Genomic DNA, 23,322 nt, shown 5'->3' with positions numbered 1-23,322 from the left:
GCCCGGACAGAAATGCAAAAGCCCCGTCACAATGGACAGGGCTTTTTGCTTGCAGCTTGCAGCTAAGAGCTAATGGCTGCCCTTAAAACACTACACCCTGGCTGCGCAGGTAATCGTCATAGGTGCCGCTGAAGTCGATCACGCCACTTGGGCTCAGCTCGATGATGCGGGTGGCCAGGGACGAAACGAACTCACGGTCGTGGCTGACGAAGATCAGCGTGCCCGGATAGTTTTCCAGCGCCAGGTTCAGCGCTTCAATGGATTCCATGTCCAAGTGGTTGGTCGGTTCGTCCATGATCAGCACGTTAGGCTTTTGCAGGATCAGCTTGCCGAACAGCATGCGACCTTGTTCACCACCGGAGATGACCTTGACCGACTTGAGGATATCGTCGTTGGAGAACAGCATGCGGCCCAGGGTGCCGCGAACTACTTGTTCGCCTTCCTTGGTCCAGCGGCCCATCCAGTCGAACAGGTTGGATTCATCTTCGAAGTCCGAAGCGTGGTCCTGGGCGTAGTAGCCGATTTCTGCCGCATCGGTCCACTTCACGCTACCGGCATCCGGGCTCAGCTCATTGACCAGGGTACGCAGCAGAGTGGTCTTGCCGATACCGTTCGGGCCAATGATCGCCACGCGCTCGCCGGCTTCAACGTTGAAGCTGAAGTCTTTGAACAGTGGCTTGCCATCAAAGCCCTTGGCCATGCGTTCGACGATGACCGCCTGGCGATGGAGCTTTTTGGTCTGCTCGAAGCGGATGAATGGACTGACCCGGCTCGACGGCTTGACTTCGGCCAGGTGGATCTTGTCGATCTGCTTGGCACGGGAGCTGGCTTGCTTGGATTTCGAGGCGTTGGCCGAGAAGCGGCTAACAAATGATTGCAGCTCGTTGATCTGAGCTTTCTTCTTGGCGTTGTCCGACAGCAGTTGCTCGCGGGACTGGGTCGCCACGGTCATGTACTCGTCGTAGTTGCCCGGGAACAGGCGCAGCTCACCGTAGTCCAGGTCGGCCATGTGGGTGCAGACACTGTTCAGGAAGTGACGGTCGTGAGAGATGATGATCATCAGGCTCGAACGTTGGGTCAGGATATTTTCCAGCCAGCGGATGGTGTTGATGTCCAGGTGGTTGGTGGGCTCGTCGAGCAGCAGTACTTCCGGATCGGAAAACAGTGCCTGGGCCAACAGAACGCGCAATTTCCAGCCTGGAGAGACTTCGCTCATCGGGCCGTTGTGCTGCTCGATGCCGATACCCAGGCCCAGCAGCAGTTCACCAGCGCGGGATTCGGCGGTGTAGCCGTCCATCTCGGCGAACTCGGTTTCCAGCTCGGCGACGGCCATGCCGTCTGCCTCGGTCATTTCCGGCAGCGAATAGATTCGGTCGCGCTCAGCCTTGACCTTCCACAGCTCCTCGTGCCCCATGATCACGGTGTCGAGCACGGTGAATTCTTCATAGGCGAACTGGTCCTGGCGCAGTTTACCCAGGCGCACGTTCGGCTCCAGCATGACCTGGCCACCCGACGGCTCCAGATCGTCACCGAGAATTTTCATGAAGGTCGACTTGCCGCAACCGTTGGCCCCGATCAGACCATAACGGTTGCCAGCGGCGAACTTGACCGAAACGTTCTCGAAGAGCGGCTTGGCGCCGAACTGCATGGTGATGTTAGCTGTGGAGATCAATTACTTTACCTATCAATGGGTTGCGACAGCGCTGATGGCGCCTGGACCATTCCTGGGGCATTCCGGGACTGGACCAGTCTGAGCATGAGCTTGGGCCAGCGGGCATACGTCGACAGCGACATCAAGGCGTGAAGCCCAGTCGCTGAGCAGAATATATGGGTGCATGTTGGAATTTGGCGCGCATTGTCGCATATGTGGGGCGCGAGTTGTATGGCGGGGTGGAGTGGATGTTGAGGGCAGTTCTCTTACTAGGCGTTTTGCCCTGTCAGGCGAATGCAGCGAAGGTCAATCCTGTGTGGTCTGGTCCTTGAAGGCAAAACAGCGGAGCTTGCGGATAGATATCTCACCAAGTTCGACGAAGACTCCTACAAAATCAGCGTAACTGCATCAAGAGATGTCGGATGGTCAGATTTTTTTCAGTTTCGTATTGATGACAGTTGAACATCTCAAGGGCCTCGCTTATTTTGCGCTTGTTCGCCCTACAGTGATGGCTCTTTACCGGTTCAGGGATGGCGAGGCTTTCGGTGTAGGGCGAACCTCTTCATGTCGCAATGACAGAAAACACCCTATAAGCGTCAGGTGCAGGTGCAATGGAAATGCTTTCAGCTCAACAGGCAATCTCCAGCAACAAGGACGCCTGGAACGAATCCGCCAAACACCACAGGGGCACCGACAACTGGCAGGCTCTGCGCGCTTCTGTTGGTAAACCCGATTTTTCGTGCCTGGACCCAACGCTTACTGCACTAATGCTTCAGGTCGGCGTCAAGGGTAAGGACGTGGTGCAATTGGGCTGCAATAACGGGCGTGAAAGCCTGTCACTGTTTGGCCTTGGGGCTCGTGCCGTGACAGGTGTGGATCAATCCGAGGCCTTTCTTCAGCAGGCTCGGGAGCTGGCGAGTGCATCGCCTCATGCCCCTGAATTTATCGAGTCCGATATCCATCATCTGCCAGAACAGTTGCAGGAGCGCTTTGATGTCGCCCTGATCACCATTGGTGTGCTGGGCTGGATGCCGAACGTTGCACTGTTCATGTCCCATGTCGCCAGCACACTGAAGACGGGCGGCACCCTGGTGATTTACGAGACTCACCCCTTTCTGGAAATGTTTGACCCCAAGGCTGATAACCCGATGCTGCCGGTCAGCTCGTACTTTCGCCGTGAGCCTTTTGTGTCCCAGGAAGCCATCGTCTATGAAGGGAACGCCGAAAGTGCCCAAGCGACTTCCTACTGGTTTGTGCATTCGATGGGTGACATCGCCAGCGGCGCTATCAAGGCGGGCTTGCAGATCAGCGATATGAGGGAGTACCCGCACTCCAATCGCGAAGAACTCTACGACCAATATGAGCATCAGCCTGCGCAGTTGCCAATGTGCTTCACCCTGACGGCCATCAAACGCCCGGTTTGAGGTGCAATCGAAACACAAAAAAAGCCCGCTGGGGGGCGGGCCAAGGGATTCACTTGAGGAGTAGGTTTCACCCTATAGCGGCAAAGGTGAAGAGTTTGTGAAAACGATGTCGCAAGAACGGATGCCCGATCCCCTCACTATTTACGTACGAAGGTGCGCATGGTTTGCCCCCGCTCGGTGCTGAAATACGTCGGCCTTGGCATGCCCTCATCGGCGGCAATAAACACAAAGTGATCCCCCTCCAATCGATAACTCGCCAGCAATTGCTTGCCCGCATCGGCGCCCATTGAGTCCACCCAGATGATGGTCTTGGGCGTCGTACTGGCGTCGAGGGTAAAGCTGCCTGCCAGTAACACCTCGCCGCCAAGGGTAACGACCCGAAATTGATCGCCACTGATGGTAGTCAGGGCGCCGGGAGCGCTGTGTTCATCTACCGGGTTGATCACGCCGCTGTCTTCCAGTGCGGTCTGTTCCCATTCTCCCTGGAGAGCCAATTGGTCATGGTGGCTGGCGCCGTGGGAAGGCTGGTTTGAGGGGGATGACATGCAAAATTCCTTTTTTATGAGCCGTTAGTTGCGGGGGAATTCAACAGCGATGAAGCAGCTTTTTGAGAAAGCGCTCAAAAATGAGTGTTGGATGGGATTTTTTCCTTTATTGGCGGACATTTGACACGATTTTGACATACGTTAAGCAAAATGCTCCGTTGCTTGTCGTCTACGCTCATGAATCTCGGGTATGACATTTGTATGTCTAAAAGGAAAAAACCTTCACGGGCCTGGAATTTTTTCTATGAAGGGAGGGTCGGATGACCCGTCGGCGCGACTGCGTATGTCCGGTGTTCAGGGCGTTGTCCCTGTGTTTTCAGTCGGTTATAAAGATCTAGCGTGTTTTGGGCGTTGCGTGTCCACTTTTTAGGGTGTAATGATTTTGAATAAAACTCCCCAGCTCCAAACTCATGCTGCATCGGACGAAATTGATTTGTTTGAATTGTTTCACTCTATCTGGCGGCAAAAGAAACTGGTTATTGGCTGTACGCTTTTCGCGGGGTTTGTGGGAGTTGGCTACGCATTCTTGGCGCCACGGGAATATCAGGTCAGCAGCGTTCTGCGCCCGGCGGCGATCAACGAACTGGACGCGCTAAACCGTTCTGAAGTCTATAAGTTGCCGCCTGCGGATGCGCTGGCCAAAGTAGGTACGCAACTGGATTCCTACGAGGCTCGCTTGAGCTTTTTCAAGGCTAACCAAGCCTTGTTCAAGGAATTTCAGCGGCCGGGGCAGAGCCTTGAGCAGAGTTTCGAGGCGTTTAATCGCGACTCTATCAAGCTGATTTTGCCCGATCCGAAAAAATCCGACTCCCTGAGCAGCTATATCCGCCTGGAGTTGCAGTACCCCACTGATATTGACGGGGTAGCGATTCTCAACGGGTTTGTCGACTACGCAGTTGCCGCTCAGCGTGAGCAAGTTGGCGCCGATCTTAAAGTGATCGTCAACAATCGCCTCACTGAACTCAAAGGCAAGATTGACGCCGCTCGCTCCAATTACGAAACCGACAAGGCGTCGAAAATCGCCAAGCTGCTGGAGGGCGACAAGCTCAAGCGGGCGCAGTTGGAAGACGAACTCGGCGCATTGCGTCTGCAGATGAAAATGGAACGCTCCAATCGCCTGGCGGAGCTGGCCGAGGCGATCTCGATTGCCAAGTCCATGAGCATCAAAAGCCCAACGACGCCGTCGTCCATGGCTGATGCGGGGCGCAGTGGCTCAAGTCAGGTCATGCGTACCGAGGTCAACAATCAGCGGATTCTGCTGTACTTCATGGGTACCGATGCCCTTGAGGCCGAACGCACCGCGTTGCAACAACGCACCAGCGACGACTTCACCAACAGCCGCGTTGCCGAAATTGGCAAGGAGTTGCAATTGCTGGAGGTCAACCGCCAGGTTGAGGTGCTGAAGAAACGTGGGAATGAAGATATCTTCCTGCAGGATGTTGAGCCCTTGCGTGCCGAAGTGGCGCGCTTGCGAAGCCTGAACATCGATATGAGCAGCTTGAAACTGGTGACGATCGACCGTCGCGCCCAAGAGCCGCTAAGCCCGATCAAACCGAAGAAAATCCTGGTGGTGGCCCTGAGCCTGATGGCCGGTTTGGTGCTGGGGATCATGGTTGCACTGATTCGTCATTTCATCCTGATGCGCCGGGAAGCGGTACCGTACTCGCCGTTGGATGATCATCGTTTTTCCCGCCGTGAGCGCAAGGATGATGAGCCTCTGAGCTGATCAACTCTCGCCGCCCACTGAGTCGGCGTGAAGATCCCGGGCTGCCTCGCAGCCCGGCGCGATACCGGCTAGCTCACCTTCGAGCTACCTTCGATCACAGTTGCTGGGCACCTTTTCACAATTCTTAGTTAACCTTTGGTTACAGTCTATGGCTAAAATAACAGCCAATGGCCATGGTCAGGATTGTCACCGAGCCTGCCGTATTGCCTGTTTACCGAATTGTGATTTCAGGAGCTGCTTATTTAATCCTCGGCCGTCGTGGGCACGCAGGAGCAGCCGGTTCTCTTCTGACTTGTGACGAATTCCCTTGAAACTCATCATTGTTGCTCTCTACGTTGTCTCCATTGCGTATGTACACCTGCGTGGCCGGGTGCGACATACGCTGGGCCGCCAATTAAGCGATCACTCGACCTTCCTGGCTCCGATTAATTGCTTTCTCTACCTGTTCTCCAAATTGCCCAGCCGACCCTATCTGTCGCCCAGTGATTTTCCTGACCTGAGCCCGCTTCAGGAGCATTGGGAAGAAATTCGCCAGGAAGGCCAGAACCTGATGCGGGCAGGGGAGATCAAGCGCTCGGACCAATACGACGACGTGGGTTTCAACTCGTTCTTCAAGTCGGGCTGGAAACGTTTCTACCTGAAGTGGTACGGCGACAGTCATCCGTCGGCCATGAAGTTGTGCCCGCGCACTACCGAGTTGGTGCAAGGCATCAGTTCGATCAAGGCCGCGATGTTTGCCGAGTTACCACCGGGCTCCAAGCTGGTGCGCCATCGAGACCCGTATGCGGGTTCCTATCGCTACCATTTAGGCCTCGATACGCCCAACGACCCGGGCTGCTACATCGACGTTGACGGTGAAAGCTACTACTGGCGTGACGGTGAGCCGGTGATGTTCGACGAGACCTACATCCACTATGCGCAAAACACCACGCAACAGAACCGCATCATTTTGTTCTGCGATATCGAACGGCCGATGAAATACCGCTGGGCCGCGGCGTTCAACCGTTGGTTCAGTAGCAATGTCATGGCGGCGGCCGGTTCGCCCAATGAAGCCGGTGACAAGACCGGTGGTTTGAACCGTGCCTTTACTCGACTGTACAAGATCCGCTTGCGGGGCAAAGAGCTGAAAAAGCGTAATCGCACTCGCTATTACCTGGAAAAGTGGGCGATCTTTGTCGGTCTGGCAGCGATTTTTCTTCTGGTCTGAGATCGAGTGTCGGAAAAGTCGTGTTACACCTGAAGAGAAACTATTTAGTTACCAAAGCCGAACCCTGGGCGTAGCGTGTTATCGAAAGCAGGTATTCCTTGCCACAGAGAGGCTTTGTCATGAACACCCATGTGCGCAACCTTGCAGTACTGGCGTTGGGCCTCGCGCTGACCTCGCTGGTACAGGCGCAAAATCTGCCTGGCAACAACAATCCCTACAACAGCCCCATTCATCGGGCCAATCCCAACAGCATGCAGGGCACCCAGCCCAATTCCCCCGCCATTCGTGGAACCAACGTCACTCCGGTGCCTCGGCCCCCGACCCTGGAAAATGGCGGGATCGGTAACCGTTACCCGCAGCGCGATGCCGCGCCCACTCGTCCTGCAACCCAACCGCAGGCGCCGACCCGTGACGCCAATGGCAATCGCCAGCCTTGAGTGTGTGAACCGAACAAGGAAACCCACGGTATGTTTCTACGCAAAACCCTTTTAGCGACGTTCTGCGCCAGTGCCTTGCTGCCTCTGATGTTTCCTGTTTTCGCTGCCGATACCCAGCAGTTTCCCAGCGAGCAGGGCAGTGTCACGGCCACCCCTATTGTCAAAGGCCTGGACCATCCGTGGGCGGTGGCGTTCCTGCCAGATAAGCAGGGCTTCCTGGTCACCGAACGGCCCGGTCACCTGCGTTTTATCAGCCCAGACGGCAAGTTGTCGGCGCCCTTGAGTGGTGTACCGCAAGTATGGGCCAAAGGGCAGGGCGGCTTGCTGGATGTGGTGCTGTCGCCGGACTTCAAGCAGGATCGGATGGTCTACCTGTCCTATGCCGAAGGCGGCGGCAAGGGTGGCACCGCTGGCACTGCTGTAGGGCGCGGGCGTCTGGCCGACGACCTGAGTGGGTTGAAGGACTTCCAGGTCATCCTTCGCCAGGAACCCAAGCTGTCCACCGGCAATCACTTCGGTTCGCGGCTAGTGTTTGATCGCGATGGCTATCTGTTCGTAACCCTTGGGGAAAACAACGACCGTCCTACGGCCCAGGACCTGGACAAGTTGCAGGGCAAGGTCGTACGAATCTTCCCCGACGGGCGTGTGCCGGACGATAACCCGTTTGTTGGCCAGGAAGGTGCCAGGCCCGAAATCTGGTCCTATGGGCAGCGTAATCCTCAAGGTGCCGCCCTTAATCCGTGGAGCGGCACGCTGTGGGAAAACGAGCACGGCCCTCGCGGTGGTGATGAAATCAACATTATCGAGCGGGGCAAGAACTACGGTTGGCCGTTGGCGACCCATGGCATCAACTATTCCTTGCTGCCCATTCCCGAAGCCAAGGGCAAGACAGCCGAGGGCACCGTCGCGCCTCATCATGTGTGGGAGAAATCACCGGCCATCAGCGGCATGGCGTTCTATGACGCCGACCGCTTCAAGGCTTGGCAGCACAATCTGTTTATCGGCACATTGGCCAGCCAGGAGTTGATTCGCTTGCAGTTCGATGGCGACAAGGTGGTGCATGAAGAACGCTTGCTGGGGGATTTGAAAGCGCGCATACGGGACGTGCGGCAGGGGCCGGATGGTTTTTTGTATGTCCTTACGGATGAGGATGACGGTGTGCTGTATCGGGTTGGACTGAACCAGGATTGAGCCGCAAGCTGCAAGCTTGTCGCTCCGCAATCCAGCGTTCATCGCGGCGCTGGCCCACTCATCCTTGTTGGCAAAGTAGCGATAGATACTTTTCCTGGATACGCCGGCGGTTTTCACCAGAAGTTCCATGCCCGTGGATGGGCAGACCTGAGCCCCCCCATGGTGTAAGCTCGTGGGCTATTCGGATTCGACCCATTGCGAGCCCTATGCCGTCGTTCTTCAAACGCTCCCTGTTGCCCAAGCTGCGCGGTTTCCCCCTCACTACCGACGCCATCGAGGTGCTGTCCGGTGCCGCCGAGTTTCGTCGGTGCCTGCTGGGAAAAATCGCCCAGGCCACCCAGCGCATCTACATCGTCGCGTTGTACCTGCAACAGGATGAGGCCGGCCAGGAAGTATTCGACGCCCTGCATGCCGCCAAGGCTGCCCGGCCCGAGCTGGATATCGTGTTGGTGGTCGACTGGTTACGGGCGCAGCGCGGCCTGATCGGTGCTGGCAAGCAGCCGGGCAACAGCGCCTGGTACCAGGCCGTGACCCAGTCCCACGAAAGTCAGGTGCCGGTATACGGCGTACCGGTGCAAACCCGTGAACTGTTTGGCGTGTTGCACCTCAAGGGTTTTGTGATCGATGACAGCGTGCTGTACAGCGGTGCTAGCCTCAACAATGTGTACCTGCACAAGTTCGACAAGTACCGCTTCGATCGCTATCACCTGATTCACAACAAGGCCCTGGCCGATTCGATGCAGCACCTGGTAGAGCACGGGCTGATTGCGTCAAAAGCTGTGCACCGCCTGGACCTGCCGGACTTGCCCAGCACCCGCAGCTTGCGCAATGACATTGGCGACTTGCGCAGCCGCTTGAAACACGCGACCTATGACACCACTACCGGCGCAGTGCCAAACGGCAACCTGTCAGTCAGCCCTCTGCTTGGCGTTGGCAAGAACAACCCCCTGAGCCGGGTGATCTGCGAGCTGATTGCCAGTGCCCAGCATCAACTGACCATTTGCACCCCGTATTTCAACCTGCCCCTGGCGGTAACTCGGGAAATCAACCGCGCCCTGGCCCGTGGGGTAAAAATCGACATCATCGTTGGCGACAAAACCGCCAACGACTTCTACATCCCGCCGAGCGAGCCGTTTAAGGTGATTGCCGCGCTGCCGTACCTCTATGAAATCAGCCTGCGGCGTTTTGCCAAGCGCCATCAGCGGATGATCGATACTGGCCAGCTGAATCTGCACCTGTGGCATGACGGTGATAACACCTATCACCTCAAGGGCATGTGGATCGACCAGCGCTACACCTTGCTCACTGGCAATAACCTCAATCCGCGGGCATTCCGTCTGGATCTGGAAAATGCCTTGCTGATCGATGATCCACTGGGCGAATGGCTGGTGCCACGTCGTACTGAGTTGACGGAAATTTTCCGGCACACCTCGCGAATCGAGCGCTACCAGCAACTGCAAACCCTGGTGGAGTACCCGGAGGCTGTCAGCAAGTTTCTGCGTCGGGTCAGCCGGATACGGATTGAGCGATTGTTGTATCGGATACTGTAGGGCTCAGGCCGATTGCCGTGCAGCCGGCCAGCAAGCAGTGAGTTGAAGTCAGTTCAAGCCCAGCTTGCCCCGCAAGGTCGACAGGTCTTCCGCCAGGGTATTGACCGGTCCCACCAGCGCCTTGCGGTCGTTTTCCTTGACCTTGTCGTAGGTCTCAAAGCCGCCATCGGCGGTTTTGTATTTGGCCAGGATCTTGTCGACGGTGGCGAAGTTCTTGTCGACCTTGGCCATGAAGGCCTTGTCCTGTTTCTCGATCTGCCCACGGAATAGGTCAACGATTTTTTTCGCGCCGTCGATGTTGCCCTGGAAGTCATACAGGTCGGTGTGGCTGTAGCGGTCCTCTTCACCGGAGATCTTGGTGGCGGCGACTTCTTCGAGCAGTGCGGCGGCGCCGCCGACGACTTTTTCCGGAGGGAAGGTCAGGCCGGCGACGCGGGTCTGCAGGTCTTTGACGTCCTTGTTCAAGCCGTCAGTCAGCGCATCCAGGCCTTGGGTGGTGTTCTCGGAGAACAGTGTGTATTCGATGCGATGGAAACCGGTGAAGTCATCGGCCTTTACGCCTTTTTCGTGGTCGTCGACCCGCGAATCGATGGCAGCGTCGAGGTCGCTGAACAGTTCTGCGATCGGCTCGATGGACTCATAGTGAACACGGGTTGGTGCATAGAGCTTCTTGGCCGTGGCCAGGTCGCCTTTCTTGACGGCGTCGGTGAACGCCTGGGTCTGGGTGACCAGCTCATCGATCTTGTCAGTGACGTAGATTTTGTAGTCCGAGACCGGGCCCACCAGGTCCAGCGGTGCCGTAGCGGCAAAGGCCGCCGGCACAGAGAGGGTCAACAACAACGACAATGCCAGGGACGACTTTTTCATGGGAAGATTTTCCGCTGTGGGGTTGGTTTCAAGTGTTGGCAGTGGTTTGAGGATGCGTGGCAGCCAGCAGCGTGCGACCGATGAAATCCTGCGGCCCGGTGGCCCCCGGCAAGGTGAAGAAATAACCGCCACCTACCGGTTTCAGGTATTCCTCCAGAGGCTCGCCGTTAAGCCTTGTTTGCACGCTGATAAAGCCTTTCTCCAGGTCAGCCTGGTAGCAGATAAACAACAGACCCATGTCCAACTGACCATTTTTGTTGACGCCGTTGGAGTAGTTGAACGGCCGACGCAGGATCAGGTTGGCCTGAGTCTTGTGGGTGCGCGGGTTGGCCAGGCGGATATGGGCATCGAGCTTGGTCAACTTGCCTTCGGGGTCCTTGGTGTAATTGGGCACCTGGGTTTCGGTGTGGCCGTCCATGGGCGCGCCGCTGGGCTTGATCCGGCCGATGATGCTTTCTTGCTCCTGCAGGGGCGTGCGGTCCCAGCGCTCGACGAAGTTGCGAATGATCCGCACCGCCTGGTAGCTGCCATTGGCGGCCCAGGCTGGTTCGTCACTGCCCGGTTGGACCCAGACAATCTGGTCCATGGTCGTGTTGTCGTTGGAGTCGGGGTTGGCCGAACCATCACGAAAGCCGAGGAAGTTGCGCGCACTTTGCGCCGGCTCGCCTGGGTGGGCAGGGGCCTGGGGCGGCACGCTGCCTTCCTGCTTCCAGCGCACTAGCAGCAGGTCCGGCAGGTTTTTCACGATGTCACGCAGGGCGTGAATATTGGTGTCGGGGGTGTTGGAGCTGAACTGTAGGCTCAGGTCACCGTGGCACTGGGCGGGTTCCAGGGCGTCGTTGGGGAACCCGACCATGCGGCTCAGGCGCTTGGGCTTGGCGCTGGCCAGTGCGAAGCGCTCATCAAACAGCGACTCGCCGACGGACACGGTGATGGTCAGGTTGTCCGGCGTTACCACGGGGCCGAGAATTCCGGAATCGGTGGGCGGCAGTTTCGGGTCGACTTGCGGCACGGTGCCGCCGGTCATCAGGAAGCTGATGCGCTCGTTCAGCGTGCGCAGCAGCCGTTCCAGATCTTCACGATCGCTGGCCAGTACATCAAAGGACACCAGCATGCCGCAGGCCGGGCGCGGGGTGACGATGCCTGTTTGATGCTGGCCATGAAAATCGTGACGGTCCTGGGTCTTTTCACTGCTCGGCGCGGTGGTGACTTGTGCCGCGCTGGCGGCCATCGCCGTGCAACTGAGGCTGCTGCCGGCAATTGCCGCGCCTGTGGCAGCCATGCCTAGCAAGACACGACGACGCTGGGCTGAAAATTGTTCTGAATCACTCATGCTTTCAGTCATCTCACTGCAGGCCAGAAAGGCCAAGGGCGGGGTCGATTCCATCGAGTGCAACGGCCAGAGCCTTGGCCTTATCGGCGATCTGCTTGCGCTGATCGACGGTGACGCTGTCGTATGTGCTGTAGCTATTACCGACTTTCAAACTACTGAGCTGGGCGTCGAGGGCGTTGATGGCGCTGTCGATGCCCGGCAGCAGGTTGGCAGCCGACTTGGTCAGCAGTGGACGCATCAGGTCCACTACCTTGCGCGTGACCTCCAGGTTGGCGGCAAAACCATTGAGGTCGATATGGCTGTAGCGCTCTTCCTCACCGCTGGCTGCACGCACATCCGCCAGACTATTGAGGTTGCGCACCAGGATGCTCACCAGTTGTTCCGGTGGCAGCGATTGGGCGAGCAACTGTTGCTTGAGGCGGGTGACATCGGTCAGCAGGCGCTGGGCAATCGGTGTCAGGCCGTCGAGGTTGCGCTGCTGGAACAGGCCGTACTCAAGGCGGTGGAAGCCGCTAAAGGCCGGGTCCTGCTCACGTTTTTCAAAGTAATCGGCGCGGGCGTTGATGACGTTATCCAGCTCCGCCAGGCGTTGCGAGGCCGGGGCGAGACGCTGATAAGCCTCACGTGCCGGCACGTAAAGCGCCCGGGCCTGGCTCAGGTCGCCGGCTGCGATGGCCTGCTCAAGTGCGGTGACCGCCTTGATCAGCGCGCCGCCCTGGCTGCTCAGGTACACGCGAAATTCCGACAGTGGGCCAATAAACGCCACCATTGATGGCTTGGCCTTGGCTTGTGCGTCCGACTCGGCGGTCGGCGTCACATGCAGGGTGCCGCGTGGGTTGCTCAGCAGACCGCAGGTGATGACGTAGTCGCCGGGCGCCAGGTTAGCGTTGATCACCTGGCTCAGGCCGGGAGCGATATTTTCGCGTTCTTCGACCACCAGCACGCCGTCGAGAATTTCCCATTCCACCGCCCGGTCCGAGCGGTTGATGATGCGAAAACTGGCGTGGCCCGCCGGTACGGTCAGGGCATTGGGCTCGCAACTGTGGGCGTGAATGGTCACGGCGATTTCATCGTGGTTGGTCTGGCGCTTGGCGGCGGCCATTTTCGAGGCGTAGTAGAACAGGCCGCCGGCGGCGATCATCACGATCACCGAGCCGGCCACCGCCCAGCGCAGGACACGGGGAGGCGAAGCCGGTTGAGGGGATTGGCTGGACAAGAGGCGGTCCTTATTGGCTGGAAACGGAAGAGGTATTGCGGGCGATCGGTTTGCTGGGAGCCGCCGGCAGGAAGAACATCACCAAGGCCACCACCAGGTAAATCAGGTAGGCGCCGAAGGTGCTGATGGTGGGGGCATCCTGATAGCCAAACATCCCCGCCAGTACCGAACCCAGCGGGCCATCCATCGGCAGCGTGGCGCTGAAATCGAACAGCACGGTTTGCAGGCGGTTCCAGGCGCCAGCTTCGTGCAGGGCTTGTACCGAGTTGGCCAGGATGCCGGCGGCCACCACCAGGATGAATAGGCCGGTCCAGCGAAAGAACGCGCCGAGATTCAGGCGCATGCTGCCCGAATAGATCAGGAATCCGACGATGATCGCCAGGATCAGGCCGAGCAGGGCACCCATGGGCGCCGCCGGGCCTTCGCTTTGTTGGAACACCGCCAGCAGGAAGAACACAGTTTCCAGGCCTTCACGGGCCACGGCGAAAAACACCATGGCGATCAGCGCCGTGACCTGGTGTTTGGAACCGGCCAGGGCGTGATCCAGGGATTGGTGCAGGGAGTGCTTGATGGAGCGCGCTACCTTGCGCATCCAGAACACCATGGAACTGAGAATGCCAACGGCCACCAGGCCGACAATGCCTTCGAACAGCTCTTGCTGTTTTTGCGGGAATTCCGCGCTGACCAGTTCCAGGCCACCGCCTACCAGCAGCGCCAAGGCTGCGGCGAGAAATACACCGATCCACACCGCAGGCATCCATTGGCCGCGGCCGGTCTGTTTCAGGTAACTGGCGATGATGCCAACGATCAATGCCGCTTCAATCCCTTCGCGCAGCATGATTAGAAATGGAACGAGCATTTAGCACCGAAGCGTAATTAGATAGGATGCTAAGTTGTAACATAATGATACTCATTGCTAAACAGGAAAAATTGCCATTTGCTGAACGGCAGCTGAACGGTGGTGACGAAGCGCAACCCCCACTATGATGCGCGACATCTTCTGCACAACCGGTCATCACACTTCCCATGTCGGAAAAAGACACCATCTCCATCCATCTGGTCCGCGAAGCGTTGTTGCAGAGCTGCGCGCCGGGTGCCGCTACCCATGAAGTGCTGAACAAGGTCGGGATTGCCCCGGCGCTGCTGGCACAACCGGGTGCCCGCGTTCCGGCGACGGCTTATGCGCGGCTGTGGCGTTTGCTGGCGCGGCGACGGGATGACGAGTTTTTCGGTATGGACCCGCGCAAGCTCAGGTCCGGCAGCCTGGCGTTTTTCTGTCGTGCCTCCATGGCACAACCGACCCTGGCCGCCGGCCTGGAAACCGGCCTGGGCTTTCTCTCATTGATGCTTGAGCACATGCCTGCGCAATTGGTGCGCCAGCAAAGCCTGGCAGAAATAGTCCTGCTGGAGCCCGAACCTGAGCCCAAGCGGGCGTTTACCTATTTCGCCTACTGGATGATCGTCCACGGCGTCGCCTGCTGGCTTGCCGGTCGGCGTATTCCGATTCTTGCCATTGAGCTGCGCTGCTCGCAACCGGCCTTTTGTGGCGACTATCAGGTGATGTTTTCCGACAACCTGCGCTTTGACCGGCCACGCACCCGGATGATTTTTTCCGCCGATTGCCTCGACCTGCCGATCAAACGCAGCCTGGAAGAACTCAAGCGGTTCCTGGCGCAGGCGCCAGCCAACATCCTGGTCAAGTACCGAGACCCCGACAGCCTCGCTACCCGGATCAAGAATGACCTGCGCCAGATGCCGCCCCAGGACTGGCCGGAGACCGAGAGCCTGGCCAACACCTTGTGCATGTCGGCCTCGACACTGCGCCGTCGCCTGGCGGAAGAAGGCCTGACCTACCAAGGGCTCAAGGACAGTGTGCGCAAGGAGCTGGCCGTTATCTGGTTGGCCGAGCCTCATATCAGCTTCGCCGAGATTGCCAGCCGCCTGGGCTTTGCCGATACCAGTTCGTTCTACAAGGCCTTTCGCAAGTGGTCGGGCTCCAATCCTGGGCATTACCGCAGCCTGATCCTCAACGAGGTCAGTTGAAGAGTTTTCGTACATACGCTGATCGTCAAGCGGGGGCTTGCTTGAGATTTTCCCTCTATAGGGGCCAACGGCGCCATCCTTAAGCTGGCTGCACTTTTTCCATATTGAAGAGTGCCGCAATGCCACTGGATCCTTTACAAGACAACACTTCATCTTCATATGAGGATACGCGGGGCACCCCACAGAAACTCAAGGGTTTTCTTGTGCAGGTGATCAGTGCCAGCTTCGGGCATAAGCCGGGGCATGCTCCCAATGCTTCACTGCAAAAGGCCTGGGCCGCTGAAGAAAAGCTGGCCTGCATGGAACGTCGCTATTTGCCACTGGACCTGGCGGACACTTATCGGACAACCGTGAATGCAACGGGCGCTATCTTCAATGCGGCCGATGCCGTGCAAGGTCTTGTTAATGAGTAATCGGTACGGTGCCCGGACTTTCTCGAAGATCAGAGGGGGATGTATGAAGATGACGTTAGAAGGACCCAAAACGTCGATGCCTTGCTGCCACGGCTTTCGTGCACGCTGATCCTCGCCGATGAAACGCCGGTGCAGGTGCTTACTTTGGGCGCAAAAAAAGCCCCGTGACCGAATGGGGCACGGGGCTAAAAATTGGCTGGATGCGACCAACCAAAGGAGCTCTTTACTCAGCGAATGCTGGCGACCGTGGTGTCCGGCTGCCAACCACCGCCCAGCGCTTTGTAGATCGCGACGATGCCGCGATACAGGTCGACTTCGGCTTGGGCCTGGGAGTCTTCGGCGGCCAGGCGTTCACGCTGGGCGTCCAGCAGCACCAGGAAGTCCACGGTGCCTTCGCGGTAGCGAATTTCGGCAAGATCCGCGGCGGCGCGGCTGGACTCACTCTGACGAATCAACGAAACCAGGCGCTGCTGGCGCTTGCCGTAATCGCTGAAGGCGTTTTCCGACTCTTCCAGGGCCAGCAGCACTTGCTGCTCGTAGGTCGCCAGGGCGCCATCGGCTTCAGCACCCGCCCCGCGCAAACGGGCGCGCACGCTGCCCAGGTCAAAGGCCGCCCAGGTAATGCTCGGGCCCAGCGCCCAGGCATTGGCCGCTGACGAGCCGATCTGCGATCCACGGCCGGCGGTAAAGCCCAGGAAGCCGCTGAGGCTGACCCGAGGGAATAAGTCGGCCTTGGCCACGCCGATCCGCGCGGTGGCGGCGGCCAGTTTACGTTCAGCGCTGAGAATGTCCGGGCGCCGCTGCAGCAGTTGCCCCGGATCGCCAATCGGCAAGGCCTTGGCAATCGCCGGCAGGCTGGCCGGACTCAGGTCTACGCTCAGTTTGTCTGGACGCTGGCCGAGGAGGGTGGCGATGCGGTTCCGCTCGCGCACTTGTTCGGCCTGCAGTTGCGGCACGCTGGCTTCAACGGCGGCCAAGCGCGCATCGGCACGCACCACGTCGAGCTGATCGCCGACACCGGCGTCCCGCAGGCTTTCGGTGATGGTGCGCGAATCCTGCTGGTTCTTCAGGTTGGCCAGGGCGATTTTCTCGCGCAGTTGCGCGCCCCGCAGTTGACCGTAGGCGTCCACTAGTTCGACAATCATGGTGACTTGCAGTTGATAGAGGTCGGCTTCGGCGGCCTGCTGGTCGGCATCGCTGGCTTGCAGGTTGCGCTGGATGCGGCCGAACAGGTCCAGTTCCCAGGCCATGTCCAGGCCCAGGTCGTAGCGTTCACTGTTGACGCGCTGGGTGGTTTGGCCAGGAATCTGCCCCTTGGCCAAATCGCTGCTGACGCGGCTGGTGATCGTCGGCATGGCGTCGTTGCTGGCGTCATCACGAATCGCACGGGCTGCCCGCAGACGGGCAAACGCTACGCGCAGATCACGGTTGCCGCTCAGGGACTGGGTCACCAGTAGGTTGAGGGTCGGGTCCTCGAACTGCTGCCACCAGATCCCTTCGAAACGTGCGTGGTCGTATTGTTTAGCGTCGGTGGCGGCCGTGATATTGGCCGCCTCCAGGCTCTGGGTTTTATAGTCCGGGCCCACGGCACAGGCGCTCAGCGCCAGTACCAGCAAGCTCGGCAGGAAGACTTTCACGCTCATTGCTGTGTCTCCAGCTTCAAGGCCTTGGCCGCTTTGCGGGCTTCGCCGCGCTCGACAAAGCGCCGGATCAATACGTAGAACACGGGCGTCAGCAACAGGCCGAAGAAGGTCACGCCGATCATCCCGGAGAACACCGCCACACCCATGGCATGACGCATCTCGGCACCGGCACCGCTGGAGAACACCAGGGGCACCACGCCCATGATGAAGGCGAACGAGGTCATCAGGATCGGCCGCAGACGCAGGCGGCAAGCTTCCAGCACCGCAGCGAGCGGATCGAGGCCTTCCTCCTGTTTATCCTTGGCAAATTCGACGATCAGAATCGCGTTTTTACAGGCAAGCCCCACCAGTACGATCAAGCCGATCTGGGTAAAGATGTTGTTGTCGCCGCCAGAGAGAATCACCCCGGTGATGGCCGACAGCAGGGTCATCGGTACGATCAGAATCACCGCCAGTGGCAGGCTCCAGCTTTCGTATTGAGCGGCCAGTACCAGGAACGCCAGCAGTACGCAGAGCGGGAACACGAACAGCGCGGTATTGCCCGAGAGAATTTGCTGATACGTCAGGTCCGTCCACTCGTAGGTCATGCCGTTGGGCAGTTCCTCGTTCAACAGTTTCTCAATCGCGATCTGGGCCTGGCCAGAGCTGTAGCCGGGTGCGGCGTTGCCGTTGATTTCAGCCGTGATGAAGCCGTTGTAGTGCATCACGCGGTCCGGGCCCGAGGTGTCGCTGACCTTGATAAAGGTCGCCAGGGGAATCATCTCGCCGTTGTTATTGCGCACTTTCAGTTGGCCGATCTGCTCTTCGTTGAGGCGGAACTGCTGCTCAGCCTGTACGTTGACCTGATAGGTCCGGCCAAAGCGGTTGAAGTCGTTGGCATACAGCGAACCCAAGTAGATCTGCAGGGTGTCGAAGATGTCGCTGATTGCCACGCCGTGGGTCTTGGCCTTCTCCCGGTCGATAGCGGCATCGACTTGCGGCACGTTGACGGTGTAGCTGGTGAACAGCCCGGCCAGTTCCGGTGTGGTCTGGCTCTTGGTGATGATGTTCTGCACTTCTTTGTACAGTTCTTCATAGCCCAGGTTGCCACGGTCTTCGACTTGCAGGCGGAACCCACCGATGGTGCCCAGGCCCTGTACCGGCGGCGGTGGGAAGATCGCCATGTAGGCTTCCTGGATGTCGCTGTACTTGCCGTTCAACGCGCCAGCAATTGCACCGGCTGACATGCTCGCATCCTTGCGCTCATCGAACGGCTTCAAGGTCACGAAGACGATGCCGCTGTTGGAGCTGTTGGTGAAGCCATTGATCGACAGGCCAGGGAACGCCACGGCGCTTTCCACGCCAGGCTGTTTCAGGGCGATGTCAGACATGCGCTTGATCACGTCTTCGGTGCGGTCCAGGCTGGAGGCGTCCGGCAACTGAGCGAAGGCCACCAAGTATTGCTTGTCCTGAGCCGGGACGAAGCCAGTCGGGGTGTGGGCAAAACCGAACCAGGTCAGCACCATGAGACCGGCATACAGGAACAACGCAATACCGCTGCCACGGATAACCCGGCCCACGGTGCGGACGTAGCCACCGCTTGCGCGGTCGAAGAAGCGGTTGAAAGGACGGAATAGCCAGCTACCGAAGATCCCGTCGAGGATTTTCGAGAAGCGATCTTTCGGTGCGTCATGGCTGCGCAGCAACACGGCGGCCAGGGCAGGGGACAAGGTCAGCGAGTTGAAGGCCGAGATCACTGTCGAGATGGCAATGGTCAAGGCGAACTGCTTATAGAACTGCCCGGTCAAACCGCTGATAAAGGCCGCCGGGATAAACACCGCACACAGCACCAGTGCCGTGGCGATAATCGGGCCGGTCACTTCACGCATGGCGCGCTTGGTGGCCTCCACTGGGCTAAGCCCCAGGCCGATGTTTCGCTCGACGTTCTCCACCACCACGATGGCGTCGTCCACCACGATACCGATGGCCAATACCAACCCGAACAGCGACAGCGCGTTGAGGGAGAAGCCAAACAGGTGCATGACCGCAAAGGTACCGATCAAGGATACCGGCACCGCGACCAGCGGGATGATCGAGGCGCGCCAGGTCTGCAGAAACAGGATCACCACCAGCACCACAAGGATCAGCGCTTCGAACAGGGTGTGTACCACAGCCTCGATGGAGCCACGCACGAAGATGGTTGGGTCATAAACGATGCTGAAGTCCATGCCTTCGGGGAAGCTTTGTTTAAGCTGCGCCATCTTGTCGCGCACTTCGTTGGAGATCTCGATAGCGTTGGAGCCCGGTCGCTGGAAGATCGGGATCGCCACCGCCGGTTGGTTATTGAGCAACGAACGCAGAGCGTATTGGCTGGAACCCAGCTCCACACGTGCGATGTCTTTCAAACGGGTGATTTCACCGTTATCGCCTGCGCGAATGATGATGTTCTCGAACTCTTCCTCAGTAACCAGGCGGCCCTGAGTGTTGACCGACAACTGGAAGCTGGTGGCATTCGGCGCAGGCGGCGTGCCGAGGGCACCGGCGGCCACTTGACGGTTCTGCTCGCGGATCGCGGTGACCACATCGGTGGCCGTCAAATTACGCGAAGCGGTCTTGTTCGGATCGAGCCATACCCGCAGGGAGTAGTCGCCCATGCCGAACAATTGCACGTCACCGACACCGCCCAGGCGCGCCAACTCATCCTTGATATTGAGCAAGGCGTAGTTGGACAGGTAGAGCATGTCGTAGCGCTTGTCCGGCGAGGTCAAGTGCACAACCATGGTCAGGTCGGGGGAAGCCTTGTCCACGGTGATACCGATCCGGGTCACTTCTTCGGGCAGCTTGGGCTGGGTCCGGGTGACGCGGTTCTGGACCTGGACCTGGGCATTATCCAGGTCGGTGCCGAGGGCGAAGGTGATGGTCAGGGTAATCTTGCCGTCGGCCGTCGACTGCGAGGACATGTACAGCATGTTCTCGACGCCGGTAATGGCTTGTTCCAGCGGCGCGGCAACGGTTTCACCGATGACTTTCGGGTTGGCGCCCGGGAAGTTGGCGCGTACCACTACGGTCGGCGGCACCACTTCCGGGTATTCACTGATCGGCAATTGGAACAATGAAATCGACCCGGCGATCAGGATCAACAGCGAGAGCACCGCTGCGAAGATCGGCCGCGAAATGAAGAACTGGGAAAAATTCATCTTGAGTGTTATCCCTTAACCGCGTGGAGTCGCGACGCTTGCGAGCTTGGGCGCGGATTTATCCGGCGTCACTTGCTCCAGGTTGCTGGCTTCAAGCGCTTGTCGTTGTTGTGCCAATGCGGCGAGGGTTTCCTTGCTGGCCATCGGGATGGTTTCCGGGGCGACCGGCGATCCCGGGCGAACCCGCTGCAGGCCCTTGACGATAATGGTGTCGTCCTTGTTCAGGCCGCTGCGCACGATGCGCAAGCCTTCGATCTTCGGACCCAATTCCACGGCGCGGTACGACGACTTGTTGTCGGCATCCATCACCAGCACGAACTTCTTGCCAAGGTCGGTACCGACTGCTTCGTCGTTGATCAGTACGGCAGAGTAGGTGCCGCTGCCTACCAGTTTCAGGCGTGCGTACAGGCCTGGGGTGAAGCGCCCGTCGGTGTTATCAAAGACTGCTCGACCCCGAATGGTGCCGGTCGCCGGGTTGACCTGGTTGTCGACAAAATTCATCTGGCCCAGATGCGGGTTGCCGTCTTCATTGGACAGGCCCAGGTATACCGGGGTGGTGGCGCCACGGCGGCCCTGGCGGGCCAGCTCGGTGTACTTGAGGTACACGCGTTCATCGGCGTCGAAGTAGGCGTAGACCTTATCGGTAGACACCACGCTGGTAAGCGAAGTGACATCAGCGGTCACCAGGTTGCCGGCAGTGATGTCGGCACGGCTGACACGGCCGCTGATGGGCGAGGTGACGCGGGTGAAGCTCAGGTTCAGCTTGGCCAGGTCCAGTTGCGCCTGAATGCCAGCGACAGCAGCGCGGGCTTCCTGGGCAGCGGAGGTACGGGAGTCGGCAAGTTCGGCGGAAATCGCGTTGCTCTGACGCAGGCGCTCGCCGCGCTGGGCTTCGTTATCGCTGCGGCTTGCTGCTGCGCGGGTTTGTTGCAACTGGGCTTCAAGGCGGCGGACTTCGGCCTGGAACGGACGCGGGTCGATTTGGAACAGCAACTCGCCTTTCTTGACCAAGGCTCCTTCGGTGAAGGCAACCTGATCGATCTGGCCGGAAACCCGAGGACGAATCTGCACGGTTTCCGGCGCTTCCAGGCGACCGGTGAACTCGTCCCATTCGTTGACGGGCTGTTCAAGGACCTTGGCAACGCTGACTTTACTGGCTGGCATGGCGGCCGCTTGGTCAGGGGTCTTGCCGCATGCGCTTATCACCATCACGGCCAAAATGGCCAGGGGATAGCGCAAATGTTTGAGTGACTGTTCCATGAGGTGCATCCGCCAATGTATTTGAGATGGGCGGATCATGCTCGGCGATGTGCTCTCTCACGAATCGAATGAAACAAAGGTAACTATCATTCGGAATGATATAAGCGCGAACCAAGCCCTCTAGAATGGGGCTTTCGTTAGGTAGCTATCAATAGTATTGATGACAAAGGACTGTTGCGAGGAATGCAAAGACGCGGCAAGCGAAGAGGGCGCGCCATCAAGAAAATTGGCGAACAAGGAGATGAGTAGCGCAGCGCATCACCTGCAGGGTATGTCGACGGGTTCTCATCAATGCAATACGTTTGACCATATCCCCCCTGGGGGATATGGTGCCGGCGTAATTCATTGAGGCCTGAGGCCTAAACCATGAGCGAGCACGAGCACAATCACCGCCACATCCACCAGAGCCACGAGGCGATCATCAAGCGCCTCAAAAGGGCGGACGGTCACCTGCGCAGCATCATCACCATGATTGAAGACGGTCGTGAGTGCGTCGACATTGCTCAGCAGCTGCATGCTGTGGAGAAAGCGGTGTGCCAGGCCAAGCGAACGCTCATCCAGGATCACATTGATCACTGTCTGGAGGATACCGTCTCGGCCCTGAATAATGGCGAGCGTGGCCCGTTAGAAGCCTTCAAGAAAATCACCAAGTACCTCTAGGTCTGACATGCCTAACTTCGCTGAAGTCTTGCAGCAGGGTGGCTCGCACGCCTGGCTGTACTTTCCGAGCGCAATTCTGCTCGGTGCTCTGCATGGGCTGGAACCAGGTCATTCAAAAACCATGATGGCGGCCTTCATCGTGGCCATCCGCGGCTCGGTAAAGCAGGCCGTTTTATTGGGCCTGGCCGCTACGCTGTCGCACACTGCCGTGGTTTGGTTGGTTGCCATCGGCGGTATGTACCTGGGCAAAGGCCTGGATGCTCAAACTACCGAGCCTTACTTCCAGCTCGCGTCTTCTGCACTGATCATCGCGATTGCGCTTTGGATGCTGTGGCGTTCTTGGCGCGGTGAGCAGATGTTCAAGTTCGAGCAAGGTGATGATCATCATCACGGCGAGCATGCCGGTCACTCCCATGATGACGACCTGGAATGCCAGGAACATCATCACGGGCACGTCCATGGCGAACGGGAAGGCTTGGAACTGTCGATTGATGGTTATCAGGATGCGCATGAGCGTGCCCATGCCACCGATATCCGCAAGCGTTTCGCCAACCGTGAAGTCACGACGGGACAGATCATCATGTTTGGCTTGACGGGTGGGCTCATTCCTTGCCCAGCGGCCATTACCGTTCTACTGCTCTGCCTTCAGATCAAGGAAGTCACCTTGGGTGGCGTGCTCGTCCTGTGCTTCAGCATTGGCCTGGCGCTTACCCTGGTAACCGTCGGCGCTGCGGCAGCTATTGGCGCCAAGCAGGCCTCTAACCGCTGGCCCTGGATGGGCGCCGTTGCTCGTCGCGCACCTTATCTGTCCAGTGCGCTGATTATCGGCGTCGGTCTCTATGTGGGCATCCATGGCTGGATTGGCCTGAACGCGTAGGGTGAGTCTTAGTGCTTCTGACCGTCACTCATGGCGGTCGGCAACCTTTTCAAAGGCTATCAGGGTCGCCAAAAAACATTTTGACTGGGCTCTAGCACAATGA

19 protein-coding genes and 1 pseudogene are annotated in these 23,322 nt (G+C 58.5%); 10 read left to right on the top strand and 10 right to left on the bottom strand.

Annotated elements, in window-relative coordinates; translation table 11 throughout:
- Nucleotides 1–82: 82 nt before the first annotated feature.
- Nucleotides 83–1,672 carry an ABC-F family ATPase gene (locus ACZRKZ_RS06660; protein WP_149414063.1) on the bottom strand — a complete coding sequence of 530 codons (1,590 nt, stop codon included), beginning with the start codon at nt 1,670–1,672 and terminating at the stop codon, nt 83–85.
- Between the two features lie 590 nt (nt 1,673–2,262).
- On the opposite strand from ACZRKZ_RS06660, the gene ACZRKZ_RS06655 reads away from it, so the two are divergent.
- On the top strand, nt 2,263–3,075 hold the full coding sequence (locus ACZRKZ_RS06655; RefSeq protein WP_463981130.1) for a class I SAM-dependent methyltransferase: 813 nt from the start codon (nt 2,263–2,265) through the stop codon (nt 3,073–3,075).
- A gap of 137 nt (nt 3,076–3,212) precedes the next feature.
- On the opposite strand, the gene ACZRKZ_RS06650 is transcribed toward ACZRKZ_RS06655, so the two are convergent.
- A complete protein-coding gene (locus tag ACZRKZ_RS06650) occupies nt 3,213–3,620 on the bottom strand; it encodes a TIGR03067 domain-containing protein (RefSeq protein WP_463981129.1) in 408 nt (135 codons plus the stop codon).
- A gap of 382 nt (nt 3,621–4,002) precedes the next feature.
- On the opposite strand from ACZRKZ_RS06650, the gene ACZRKZ_RS06645 reads away from it, so the two are divergent.
- The 4 genes from ACZRKZ_RS06645 to ACZRKZ_RS06630 all read left to right on the top strand — a co-directional run bounded on the left by ACZRKZ_RS06645 (nt 4,003) and on the right by ACZRKZ_RS06630 (nt 8,181).
- Nucleotides 4,003–5,346, top strand: a complete 1,344-nt coding sequence (locus ACZRKZ_RS06645; protein WP_463981128.1) for a Wzz/FepE/Etk N-terminal domain-containing protein — start codon at nt 4,003–4,005, stop codon at nt 5,344–5,346.
- A gap of 307 nt (nt 5,347–5,653) precedes the next feature.
- On the top strand, nt 5,654–6,553 hold the full coding sequence (gene lpxO / locus ACZRKZ_RS06640; protein WP_463981127.1) for a lipid A hydroxylase LpxO: 900 nt from the start codon (nt 5,654–5,656) through the stop codon (nt 6,551–6,553).
- Nucleotides 6,554–6,672: 119 nt separating this feature from the next.
- On the top strand, nt 6,673–6,990 hold the full coding sequence (locus ACZRKZ_RS06635) for a hypothetical protein (protein WP_463981126.1): 318 nt from the start codon (nt 6,673–6,675) through the stop codon (nt 6,988–6,990).
- A 30-nt stretch (nt 6,991–7,020) separates the two neighbouring features.
- The gene (locus ACZRKZ_RS06630; RefSeq protein ID WP_463981125.1) at nt 7,021–8,181 is read left to right on the top strand and encodes a PQQ-dependent sugar dehydrogenase; all 1,161 of its coding nucleotides are present in this window, start codon (nt 7,021–7,023) and stop codon (nt 8,179–8,181) included.
- Between the two features lie 39 nt (nt 8,182–8,220).
- Here the strand turns inward: ACZRKZ_RS06630 and ACZRKZ_RS06625 are convergent.
- Nucleotides 8,221–8,319, bottom strand: a pseudogene (locus tag ACZRKZ_RS06625) (TetR family transcriptional regulator); the annotation flags it as partial.
- Nucleotides 8,320–8,387: 68 nt separating this feature from the next.
- Between ACZRKZ_RS06625 and pssA the strand changes: the two are divergent.
- Nucleotides 8,388–9,731, top strand: a complete 1,344-nt coding sequence (gene pssA, locus ACZRKZ_RS06620; protein ID WP_463981124.1) for a CDP-diacylglycerol--serine O-phosphatidyltransferase — start codon at nt 8,388–8,390, stop codon at nt 9,729–9,731.
- A gap of 48 nt (nt 9,732–9,779) precedes the next feature.
- On the opposite strand, the gene efeO (ACZRKZ_RS06615) is transcribed toward pssA, so the two are convergent.
- Genes efeO (ACZRKZ_RS06615) through efeU form a run of 4 tightly spaced genes read right to left on the bottom strand, consistent with a single transcriptional unit; the run spans nt 9,780 to nt 14,006 of the window.
- The gene (gene efeO, locus ACZRKZ_RS06615) at nt 9,780–10,598 is read right to left on the bottom strand and encodes an iron uptake system protein EfeO (protein WP_463981123.1); all 819 of its coding nucleotides are present in this window, start codon (nt 10,596–10,598) and stop codon (nt 9,780–9,782) included.
- A 28-nt stretch (nt 10,599–10,626) separates the two neighbouring features.
- Nucleotides 10,627–11,931: an iron uptake transporter deferrochelatase/peroxidase subunit gene (gene efeB / locus ACZRKZ_RS06610; RefSeq protein ID WP_463981122.1), complete on the bottom strand. Its 1,305-nt coding sequence runs from the start codon at nt 11,929–11,931 to the stop codon at nt 10,627–10,629.
- 13 nt (nt 11,932–11,944) lie between these two features.
- On the bottom strand, nt 11,945–13,147 hold the full coding sequence (gene efeO, locus ACZRKZ_RS06605; protein ID WP_463981121.1) for an iron uptake system protein EfeO: 1,203 nt from the start codon (nt 13,145–13,147) through the stop codon (nt 11,945–11,947).
- A gap of 10 nt (nt 13,148–13,157) precedes the next feature.
- Nucleotides 13,158–14,006 (bottom strand): iron uptake transporter permease EfeU, encoded by an 849-nt coding sequence (gene efeU / locus ACZRKZ_RS06600; protein WP_463981120.1) that lies wholly within the window; start codon nt 14,004–14,006, stop codon nt 13,158–13,160.
- Between the two features lie 167 nt (nt 14,007–14,173).
- Between efeU and ACZRKZ_RS06595 the strand changes: the two genes are divergently transcribed.
- Both ACZRKZ_RS06595 and ACZRKZ_RS06590 read left to right on the top strand, forming a co-directional pair.
- A complete protein-coding gene (locus ACZRKZ_RS06595) occupies nt 14,174–15,190 on the top strand; it encodes an AraC family transcriptional regulator (RefSeq protein ID WP_463981119.1) in 1,017 nt (338 codons plus the stop codon).
- A 119-nt stretch (nt 15,191–15,309) separates the two neighbouring features.
- Nucleotides 15,310–15,603 (top strand): hypothetical protein, encoded by a 294-nt coding sequence (locus tag ACZRKZ_RS06590; RefSeq protein ID WP_463981118.1) that lies wholly within the window; start codon nt 15,310–15,312, stop codon nt 15,601–15,603.
- A 227-nt stretch (nt 15,604–15,830) separates the two neighbouring features.
- On the opposite strand, the gene ACZRKZ_RS06585 is transcribed toward ACZRKZ_RS06590, so the two are convergent.
- The 3 genes from ACZRKZ_RS06585 to mexE are packed head-to-tail and all read right to left on the bottom strand — an operon-like array spanning nt 15,831 to nt 21,682.
- Nucleotides 15,831–17,246, bottom strand: a complete 1,416-nt coding sequence (locus ACZRKZ_RS06585) for an efflux transporter outer membrane subunit (RefSeq protein ID WP_463981117.1) — start codon at nt 17,244–17,246, stop codon at nt 15,831–15,833.
- Nucleotides 17,243–20,422, bottom strand: coding sequence for an efflux RND transporter permease subunit (locus tag ACZRKZ_RS06580; protein ID WP_463981116.1), 3,180 nt, complete (start codon nt 20,420–20,422; stop codon nt 17,243–17,245). The genes ACZRKZ_RS06585 and ACZRKZ_RS06580 overlap by 4 nt, the downstream gene beginning before the upstream one ends.
- Before the next feature lie 15 nt (nt 20,423–20,437).
- Nucleotides 20,438–21,682, bottom strand: a complete 1,245-nt coding sequence (mexE, locus tag ACZRKZ_RS06575) for a multidrug efflux RND transporter periplasmic adaptor subunit MexE (RefSeq protein ID WP_463968539.1) — start codon at nt 21,680–21,682, stop codon at nt 20,438–20,440.
- Nucleotides 21,683–22,048: 366 nt separating this feature from the next.
- Between mexE and ACZRKZ_RS06570 the strand changes: the two genes are divergently transcribed.
- Nucleotides 22,049–22,342: a metal-sensing transcriptional repressor gene (locus ACZRKZ_RS06570; protein WP_463981115.1), complete on the top strand. Its 294-nt coding sequence runs from the start codon at nt 22,049–22,051 to the stop codon at nt 22,340–22,342.
- Nucleotides 22,343–22,349: 7 nt separating this feature from the next.
- Nucleotides 22,350–23,219: a nickel/cobalt efflux protein RcnA gene (locus tag ACZRKZ_RS06565; protein ID WP_463981114.1), complete on the top strand. Its 870-nt coding sequence runs from the start codon at nt 22,350–22,352 to the stop codon at nt 23,217–23,219.
- Nucleotides 23,220–23,322: the final 103 nt, after the last annotated feature.

Source organism: Pseudomonas sp. c313 (assembly GCF_055407145.1).
This window is presented reverse-complemented; position numbering and strand designations above follow the sequence as displayed.